Here is a 7,693-nt window from a genome sequence, read left to right on the forward strand (position 1 = left end):
GTTCCCCTTTTCTTTGGTTTTCCTTATTATACCGCCGTTCCGGGAAAAAAACAAGACAGTAAAGGCCCCCGTTCCAGTGGACGGGGGCCTTTACAGACTATTTAATTTGTGCTGTGCAGCTCTATGTAGTAGGTGCCAGGTGCCAGATTGTAGGAAATGGATAAAGCATCTTTAAATTTCTCACCCTCACGGACATTGGGAGAATAGCAGGTTCCACTGTCCACCACATACCCGTCAGCATCAAAAAGCTGCCAGCTGATCCGGCAGGAATCACCCTGTCCAGGGCCCCTGATATCATAAGTTTTTTCACCTGAGAAGAAAAAATGAACATCTTGCTCCTTTTTATATCTATAATCCGTGGTTTCATAACGTAAATCTGTTACAGACCATGTAGTCTTAATACCACCCATATAATCGGCATAACTCAATGACACGGGCAATTCGTTCTGGAGGATGATCTCATAGTCACCGTTAGATTTTTTGTCCGATTTGACAGGTTCGCTGACGGATGCGTCTCCAGAAGTGTGGGGCGTATCATTCTTTATTGCCTCGAGGAAACCACTCACGAATGCCACCGCTATTATGATAAACATTATTGATAAACGGTTGTTATTAATGCTTTTAAAAATTTTTTCATTCTCTCTTCTCTCCTTTTTATCTGAAGATAATTGTCCTTTTGCCAAAAGGACAAGAACGCTAGCGTTCTTCGCTTATTATACTATATCTCTTTCAGGATTGCAATCCTTTTTCAGATCCCTACCACGCAGCAATCGTCCCATCACACCGGGGCTCCGTGCCGCCAATGAGCAGACCGTTGTCCGTCCGCCAGATGATCTGCCCCCGGCCCATGTTGATCCGGTCGTCGATGACCTCCACCTGGTGGCCCATGACAGCCAGCTGCTCGGCAATCTTGGGACCGGCCTCCCGCTCCAGCTGGATGTGCTTCCCCCCGATCCACTGCACCCGGGGGGCATCCAGGGCCTCCTGGGGGTTCATGTGATAGTCGATGGTGTTCACCAGCACCTCCACGTGGCCCTGGGGCTGCATAAAGGCCCCCATCACCCCGAAGGGGCCCACGGCATCCCCGTCCTTCATCAAAAACCCGGGAATAATGGTGTGATAGGACTTCTTCCCCCCGGCCAGGCAGTTGTCACTGGCGGGGTCCAGAGAGAAGTTGGCACCCCGGTTTTGCAGGGAGATACCCGTCCCAGGTACAGCCACCCCCGCGCCGAAGGTGGTGTAGTTGCTCTGAATCCAGGACACCATATTGCCCTCGCTGTCGGCGGTACACAGGTAGATGGTGCCGCCACAGGAGGGGTCCCCCGCCTGCGGGGTGAGGGCCTTATCGGTAATCAGAGTCCGGCGGCGGGCGGCGTACTCCTCCGACAGCAGATCGGCCACCCGGGTTTTCATGTAACGGGGGTCGGCCACATAGGTTTTTGTGTCGGCAAAGGCCAGCTTGATGGTCTCCATAATTTTGTGATAGGTGCCGGCGCTCTCCCGGTCCGGGGACAGCTCCAGTCCGTTGAGGATGTTCAGCGCCATGAGGACGGTAATGCCGTGACCGTTGGGGGGAATTTCGCAGACGGTGTAGCCCCGGTAGTTGGCCGTAATAGGCTCCACCCACTCCGGGCGATAGCTCTGGAAGTCGTCCTCCGTAAAATAGCCCCCGGTCTGGCGGCTGAAGGAGACAATCTTCTCCATCAGCGGGCCCCTGTAGTAGCTCTCGCAGCCGGTGGCGGCCAGCTCCTCCAGGGTATCGGCGTACTCCTCCCAGTGGAACAGGTCCCCCGCCCCGTAGGAGGAGCCGTCCTCCTTCATGAAAGATTTCCACCAGTAGGCGTGCGGGGCGGGATTGGCCTCCATAGCCTCCTTCACGCGCCGGGCGTCCTTGGCCCACTGGAGGGCCACATTCACCTGGACAGGGACCCCCTGCCGGGCGTAGGCAATGGCCGGGGCAAAGAGCTCGGTCAGCGGCTTTGTCCCGAAGCGGCGGTTCAACTCCGCCCAGCCGGCGGGGGCCCCGGGGACCATGGTGGGAAGCCAGCCCGCCTTGGGCATCTCTGTAAAGCCTAAGTCCTTGACAATCTCCGGACTGATAGCTGCCGGGGCCACGCCGCTGGCGTTAAGACCGTAAAGCTTTTTCTCCTGCTCCACCCAGACCAGGGCAAAGGCATCGGAGCCCAGGCCGTTGCTGGTAGGCTCGAAGAGGGGCATTCCCGCCGCCATCGCGACGGCGGCATCCATGGCGTTTCCCCCCGCCTTCAGCACCTCCAGCCCCACCTGGGCTCCCAGAGGCACCGAGGTGCAGGCCATGCCGTTTTTGGCGTAGACGACATTTCTTCGGGATGGGTATGTATACTTACAGGGGTCGTACTGGGGCATATCGGTCAGCTCCTTTTGTCTCTTTGATAGAGCCATTATACAGGATTTTTGAGGAAAATGCAACAAGAGCGGGGTGCGCCGGCCGGCGCACCCCAGTGTAAAGCGACATTCCTTTATAGTCCTTGAGCAATCATGGCTTCGGAAATTTTCTTGAAGGCGGCGATGTCGTTGCCGGCGATGAGGTCGTCCCCCAGGCCGTACTCCTTGGCGGCGGCGGCGGAGGCGTCGTAGATGGCGCCCATGATCTGGCGCAGCTTCTCGTCCACCTCAGTCCGGGTCCAGTTGTAGCGGATGGAGTTCTGGGCCATCTCCAGAGCGGACACGGCCACGCCGCCCGAGCCGGAGGCCTTTGCGCCGGCGGCCAGAATCTTGGGGCTGCGGCGCAGCAGCTTCATGGCGTCGGCGGTGGCGGGCATATTGGCCCCCTCCACGTAGTAGCGCACGTCGTTGGCCAGGATGCAGATGGCGTCCTCCACGTCCAGCTCGTTCTGGGTGGCGCAGGGGATGACAATATCGACCTTGACCTCCCAGGGCTTCTTGCCGGGGAAGAACTCCACGCCGAATTTTCTGGCGTAGGCGGACACCCGGTCCTTGCCCTCCTGCCGCATTTCCATCAGATAGTTCAGCTTTTCCTCCCCGAGAACGCCGTCGGGGTCATAGATATAGCCGTCGGGGCCGGAGAGGGTGACTACCTTAGCGCCCAGCTGGGCCGCCTTGCGGCACACGCCCCAGGACATATTGCCAAAACCGGACACGGCGATGGTCTTTCCCTTCAGGCTGTCATCTTTGCTCTCCAGCATCCGCTCCAGGAAGTAGACGGTGCCCGAGCCGGCGGCCTCCAGACGGACCTTGCTGCCGCCGTAGGTCAGGCCCTTGCCGGTGAGGGCGGAGCTCTCCGCCTTGCCCAGCAGGCGCTTGTACTGGCCGTACAGATAGCCGATTTCCTTGGCCCCCACGCCGATGTCGCCGGCGGGGATGTCGGTATCGGCGCCGATATAGCGGTACAGGGAGTTCATAAAGGACTGACAGAAGCGCATGATCTCCCGACTGCTCTTCCCCCGGGGGTCGAAGTCGGCGCCGCCGGAGGCCCCGCCGATGGGCAGGCCGGTGAGGGCGTTCTTGTAGGTCTGCTCGAAGCCCAGGAATTTGACCACGCTCTCGTTCACCGAGGGGTGGAAGCGCAGGCCGCCCTTATAGGGGCCGATGGCGCTGTTGAACTGGACCCGGTAGCCATGATTGGTGTGGGCCACCCCCTGGTCGTCCACCCAGGGCACCAGGAAGGTGACCATCCGCTCAGGCTCAACCATGCGGGTAAGCAGGTCCAGCTTCTCATAGCGGGGGTCGTCCAAAGCGGGGTCGATCATCTCCAGCCAGGTCTGGACCGACTGGAGGTACTCCGTCTCGCTGGGGTACTTCCGGCGGAGCCGCTCCAACACGCGGGCAGCGTAGTTATTCATAGAGCTCCCCCCTTATACCAGGCCGTAGGCCAGCATGGAGTCAGCTACCTTCAGGAACCCGGCGATGTTGGCGCCGGCCACCAGGTTGCCAGCCATTCCAAACTGAGCGGCGGCGTTGGCGGCGTTGCGGTACAGATCAGTCATAATGGTCAGCAGGCGCTGGTCCACCTCCTCGAAGGTCCAGGAGAAGCGCATGGAGTTCTGACTCATCTCCAGGGCGGACACGGCTACGCCGCCGGCGTTGGAGGCCTTGGCGGGGGCAAAGAGCACCCCGGCCTCCTGGAAGGCATCCATGGCCTCGGGAGTGGAGGGCATATTGGCGCCCTCGGCCACGGCAAAGCAGCCGTTCTTGATCAGAGCCTTGGCCCCCTCCAGGGGCAGCTCGTTCTGGGTGGCGCAGGGCAGGGCGATCTGGCAGGGGATGTTCCAGATGTTGACGCAGCCCTCGTGATACTCCGCGCCGGGCTTGCGGGCCGCGTACTCTTTGATGCGGGCCCGCTCCACCTCCTTGAGCTGCTTCACCAGGTCCAGGTCGATGCCGTCCTTGTCGTAGATATAGCCGTTGGAGTCGGACATGGCTACCACCTTGCCCCCCAGTTGGGTGGCCTTCTCGCAGGCGTAGATGGCCACGTTGCCCGATCCGGAGATGACCACGGTGGCCCCCTCAAAGCTCTTGCCGGCGGCCTTAAGCATGTTGTCGGTGAAGTAGCACAGGCCGTAGCCGGTTGCCTCCTTCCGGGCCAGGGAGCCGCCGTAGGTGAGGCCCTTGCCGGTGAGCACGCCGGTAAACTCGTTGCGCAGCCGCTTGTACTGGCCGAAGAGATAGCCGATCTCCCGGGCGCCCACGCCGATGTCGCCGGCGGGCACGTCGGTGTCGGGACCGATATACTTGAACAGCTCGTTCATGAAGGACTGGCAGAACCGCATGACCTCGGCGTCCGACCTGCCGTGGGGGTCGAAGTCAGAGCCGCCCTTGCCGCCGCCGATGGGCAGGCCAGTGAGGCTGTTCTTAAATACCTGCTCAAAGCCCAGGAACTTGATGATGCTCTCGTTGACGGAGGGGTGGAAGCGCAGGCCGCCCTTATAAGGGCCGATGGCGCTGTTGAACTGCACGCGGAAGCCCCGGTTCACATGGATATTGCCCTCGTCATCCTCCCAGGGCACCCGGAACTTGATGACCCGCTCCGGCTCCACCAGGCAGTCCATCACGCCTTCACGAATCAGCTCGGGCCGGGCGTTGGCCACAGGAGCCAGAGAGGTCAGCACCTCCCGCACCGCCTGGTGAAACTCCGGCTGGTCCGGGTCCCGCTTGATGACCCGCTCCATCAGCCCGTTCAAATACTCATTCTGAATGCTCATAATAATTCCTCCCGAAAGATATTTTGTCAATTCCTGCTTTGATGTCCCTCCTTTTGGGTTGTATCTACTTTACCACAGTTATTTTTGCAAGTCAATGATTTATATCCTGCAAAATCGGCTTTTGTTTTATACGCTAAAGCATTAGTCTGATTTAATTCCGCTTTCGTCATTTTGCACGGCACATCCCGCCATTCCCGGGTGAAATGGAGAAGGCCCGCCAAAAATCGGCGGGCCTTTGGGGCTTTTCAGGTGGTGCTGACGCTCAGCTGCGGCGGGGCTTGTCCGCTTTCTTTGCCAAGAACTCCATAAATTCCATAACAGTCCTGCGGTCCGTTGCCGGCAACGCCCGGTATGTAGTGCACAGCTTCTTCAGGGAAGCCTCCTCCCGCAGATCGGAGTGTCCCAGGAGGTAGTCCAGACTGACTTCAAACAGATCCGCGAGGCGCTTCAGAATCACTTCATCTCTTGGAAAGTGGTTGCCGCTCTCATAAAAGCTGATCATCCGCGGGGAAATATCCACCGCCTGGCCCAAGTGTGACTGGGTCATTTTCTTTTCCTGGCGCAGCTGCCGAAGCCTTTCACTAAACGTCACATCAATCACCCCTAAATCATATTATGACGGAAAACTGTGACGAAATCATGAAATTGTTCAAAATTTGCTGAAAAAACTTAAAATTGCAGTAGAGCTTCTCTCAAATGGCCCAATTCCGGGGTATTATGTCAGCCATTGGAGCTCCTCCTCCCTCCCCGGCCCGAAAAAGCTTATTCTTTCTCTTCTATTATAGTGCATTTTCCCCAAAAAATCAATCCATACGACCACTGCCCTGCCTGTTTTCTTCCCCTTCCTCCCGGACCCGTCAGGGCTGGGGCGCCTCAAAAAAGAGTTGACAATTCCGGCCGGCTGTATTATAATGCCGGAAAGCTGAATACAGGTCAAACCGTTGAAGTGGAGATAACGGCGGCGATGCTCTTCCAGAGAGTCCGGGCAGCTGGGAACCGGGCAGAAAACAAACCGTCAAATGGACCACTGAGGGCGCGAGGAAAGGCTTCGGTCGAGTATTCCGCGACATGGAGGCATATGTTAGTTGCCGGGGATATGCAGGTATCCTGCGGAGCGTGCGGTTTCTACCGCGAAACAAGGTGGCACCACGGATAAGTTTTTATTCGCCCTTGTCAGGCCGAAAGGTCTGTCAGGGGTGTTTTATTTTTCCCCGGATATCAAGAAGGAGGAACCGCCATGGGCAGCAGGGCAGGCAGATTTGGGATACACGGAGGCCAGTATATCCCGGAGACACTGATGAACGCAGTGATTGAATTGGAAAAGGCCTACAATTTCTATAAAAACGACCCCCAGTTTCAGGAGGAGCTGACCGAACTGCTAAACGAGTACGCAGGCCGGCCCTCACGGCTGTACTACGCCGAAAAAATGACCCGGGACCTGGGCGGGGCAAGGATCTACCTCAAGCGGGAGGACCTGAACCACACAGGAGCCCATAAAATCAACAACGTGCTCGGCCAGGCCCTTCTTGCCAAAAAGATGGGCAAGACCCGTCTCATCGCGGAGACTGGCGCGGGCCAGCACGGGGTGGCTACCGCCACCGCCGCCGCCCTGATCGGCATGGAGTGCGTGGTGTTCATGGGCGAGGAGGACACCAGGCGTCAGGCGCTGAACGTTTATCGGATGCGCCTGCTGGGCGCCCAGGTCATCCCGGTGACCTCCGGCACCAGCACCCTGAAGGACGCCTGCTCCGCCGCCTTCCGGGAGTGGACCAGCCGCATTCAGGACACCCACTACTGCCTGGGCTCGGTCATGGGCCCCCACCCCTTCCCCACCATCGTCCGGGACTTCCAGGCTGTCATCTCCAGGGAAATCCGGGCCCAGATCCTGGAGAAGGAGGGCAAGCTGCCCGATGCGGTCATCGCCTGCGTGGGAGGCGGCTCCAACGCCATTGGAAGCTTCTACCACTTCATTCCTGACAAGGGGGTACGGCTCATCGGCTGTGAGGCCGCGGGCCGGGGGGTGGGCACCTTCGAGACCGCCGCCACCATCTCCACCGGCAGGCTGGGCATCTTCCACGGCATGAAGTCCTACTTCTGTCAGGACCAATACGGGCAGATCGCCCCTGTCTACTCCATCTCTGCCGGACTGGACTACCCGGGGGTGGGCCCGGAGCACGCCCACCTCCACGACATTGGCCGGGCAGAGTACGTCCCCGTCACCGACGAGGAGGCGGTCGGCGCCTTCGAGTATCTGGCCCGCACCGAGGGCATCATCCCCGCCATCGAGTCGGCCCACGCGGTGGCTCACGCCATGAAGCTGGCCCCCGGTATGGGAAAGGATCAGATTATTGTCATTACCGTCTCCGGGCGCGGGGACAAGGACTGCGCCGCCATCGCCCGATACAGAGGGGAGGATAATAGGGTAAGGGCAGCCGCGCCTTACCGGGTTGCGCCCGGCAGGTTTCGGCTCCCTCCCCTCCGAACCGCACGTA

At 59.2% G+C, this 7,693-nt stretch carries 6 protein-coding genes; 1 reads left to right on the plus strand and 5 read right to left on the minus strand.

The window, feature by feature from the left end:
- Window positions 1-101: 101 nt before the first annotated feature.
- The 5 genes from D1641_RS05275 to D1641_RS05295 all read right to left on the minus strand — a co-directional run bounded on the left by D1641_RS05275 (window position 102) and on the right by D1641_RS05295 (window position 5,793).
- Entirely contained in the window at window positions 102-683 is a 582-nt protein-coding gene (locus D1641_RS05275) for a hypothetical protein (protein WP_160663398.1), read from the minus strand.
- A 73-nt stretch (window positions 684-756) separates the two neighbouring features.
- Entirely contained in the window at window positions 757-2,385 is a 1,629-nt protein-coding gene (locus D1641_RS05280) for a gamma-glutamyltransferase family protein (RefSeq protein WP_160663400.1), read from the minus strand.
- A gap of 113 nt (window positions 2,386-2,498) precedes the next feature.
- Complete coding sequence (gdhA, locus tag D1641_RS05285) at window positions 2,499-3,842, minus strand: NADP-specific glutamate dehydrogenase (protein WP_160663402.1); 1,344 nt, start codon at window positions 3,840-3,842, stop codon at window positions 2,499-2,501.
- 12 nt (window positions 3,843-3,854) lie between these two features.
- Window positions 3,855-5,201 carry an NADP-specific glutamate dehydrogenase gene (gene gdhA, locus D1641_RS05290; RefSeq protein ID WP_160663404.1) on the minus strand — a complete coding sequence of 449 codons (1,347 nt, stop codon included), beginning with the start codon at window positions 5,199-5,201 and terminating at the stop codon, window positions 3,855-3,857.
- Window positions 5,202-5,463: 262 nt separating this feature from the next.
- Window positions 5,464-5,793: a helix-turn-helix transcriptional regulator gene (locus D1641_RS05295; protein ID WP_160663406.1), complete on the minus strand. Its 330-nt coding sequence runs from the start codon at window positions 5,791-5,793 to the stop codon at window positions 5,464-5,466.
- A gap of 645 nt (window positions 5,794-6,438) precedes the next feature.
- Here D1641_RS05295 and trpB point away from each other — a divergent pair.
- Window positions 6,439-7,693, plus strand: a 1,255-nt coding sequence (gene trpB / locus D1641_RS05300; protein WP_160663408.1) for a tryptophan synthase subunit beta, incomplete at its 3' end; no start/stop codon positions are given.

The organism is Colidextribacter sp. OB.20, from assembly GCF_009911595.1.
In the GTDB taxonomy this organism is placed as follows: domain Bacteria; phylum Bacillota; class Clostridia; order Oscillospirales; family Oscillospiraceae; genus Lawsonibacter.

Bases quoted from the DNA above. Each gene is read 5' to 3' on its own strand.
- gdhA (WP_160663404.1), bottom strand. From the start codon at position 5,201: ATGAGCATTCAGAATGAGTATTTGAACGGGCTGATGGAGCGGGTCATC.
- D1641_RS05280 (WP_160663400.1), bottom strand. From the start codon at position 2,385: ATGCCCCAGTACGACCCCTGTAAGTATACATACCCATCCCGAAGAAAT.
- gdhA (WP_160663402.1), bottom strand. From the start codon at position 3,842: ATGAATAACTACGCTGCCCGCGTGTTGGAGCGGCTCCGCCGGAAGTAC.